Source organism: Pseudomonas sp. (genome assembly GCF_050739655.1).
In the GTDB taxonomy this organism is placed as follows: Bacteria; Pseudomonadota; Gammaproteobacteria; order Pseudomonadales; family Pseudomonadaceae; genus Aquipseudomonas.
On record NZ_JBOIBY010000339.1, the window covers coordinates 1 to 1,128 of the forward strand.

2 protein-coding genes are annotated in these 1,128 nt (G+C 54.5%); one reads left to right on the forward strand and one right to left on the reverse strand.

From position 1 onward, the window contains the following. Positions 1 to 494, reverse strand: a 494-nt coding sequence (gene rpoE / locus ACRESJ_RS16330; RefSeq protein WP_431758824.1) for an RNA polymerase sigma factor RpoE, incomplete at its 3' end; no start/stop codon positions are given. A gap of 552 nt (positions 495 to 1,046) precedes the next feature. Between rpoE and ACRESJ_RS16335 the strand changes: the two genes are divergently transcribed. Then, positions 1,047 to 1,128, forward strand: an 82-nt coding sequence (locus tag ACRESJ_RS16335) for an FAD-binding protein (protein ID WP_431758825.1), incomplete at its 3' end; no start/stop codon positions are given.

A 1,128-nucleotide genomic window follows, 5' to 3' on the forward strand; every position in this document is an offset into this window, starting at 1 on the left:
TGCATGACGCTCGCAATGTCCTCGTAACTCAGACCATCAAACTCACGTAAAGTTAAAGCCGTACGCAAATCTTCCGGCAGTTGCTGAATGGTTCGATGGACGGTGCCTTCGATCTCATCCCGCAGCAAAGCCCGTTCTGGCGACTCGAGATCCTTGAGGCCGTGATCGCCATCGTAGAACTCTGCATCCTCGGAACTGACATCGCTATCCGGCGGCCGACGGCCGCGTGAAACCAGATAGTTTTTCGCCGTGTTGATGGCGATGCGGTAAAGCCACGTATAAAACGCGCTGTCTCCGCGAAAATTTCCAAGTGCACGGTATGCCTTGATAAAGGCTTCTTGTGCCACATCCTGGGCTTCATGGGTGTCGTGCACGAAACGCACGATCAACCCGAGAATTTTGTGCTGGTATTTCAGCACTAGCAGATCGAAAGCACGCTTGTCGCCGCGCTGAACGCGCTCGACCAGTTGCTGATCCTCTTCCTGGGTTAGCATGAACACTCCTCGATGAGCTCGGAGGAGGCTTGCAGAAGTAAACCACCAGACTTGCAAACATAGACTCGGGCTTTTCGCAAAAGTTCTCCCCCTCCAGGCAAGTTTCCTGCGGGCTCTGATTTGGCACGCACGAAAAGCGCAGCGCGAGTTGACCCGGCTGCGCGAATAATCTTGTCATCGGATTCTTCGGCAAGGATCGGACCGCAATACCTCACTGAAGCCGACGCTGTCCCTTGTTTCAGGCAACCGTCTATTGATCTTGGCCCTTTGGCAAAAGTTCCAAATATTTATAGCTGCACCGGACTGACATTGTGCAACCGTGAAGCGAAAATGACTGTTAAATCGGCGATACAGTCATTCTCGCGCCCAACGGGCAGAAAAACATCCGACGAAGCGACCGATGTTTTGCGTCACAGTAGTTTCACAATGCCATGCTGGCTCGGGTATTGTGCCGCTCCCCCCCTCTATATACTAGTGGGCAGTGCGGCCGACTCGACTCGCCAGTCCGGCTGCGCCACCCCCGACCCGGGTCGCTTTGAGCGGAATCCTGAAATGAGCCAACAGTTTCAACATGATGTTCTGGTAATTGGCAGCGGCGCTGCCGGCTTGAGCCTTGCGCTGACCTTGCCCGGTC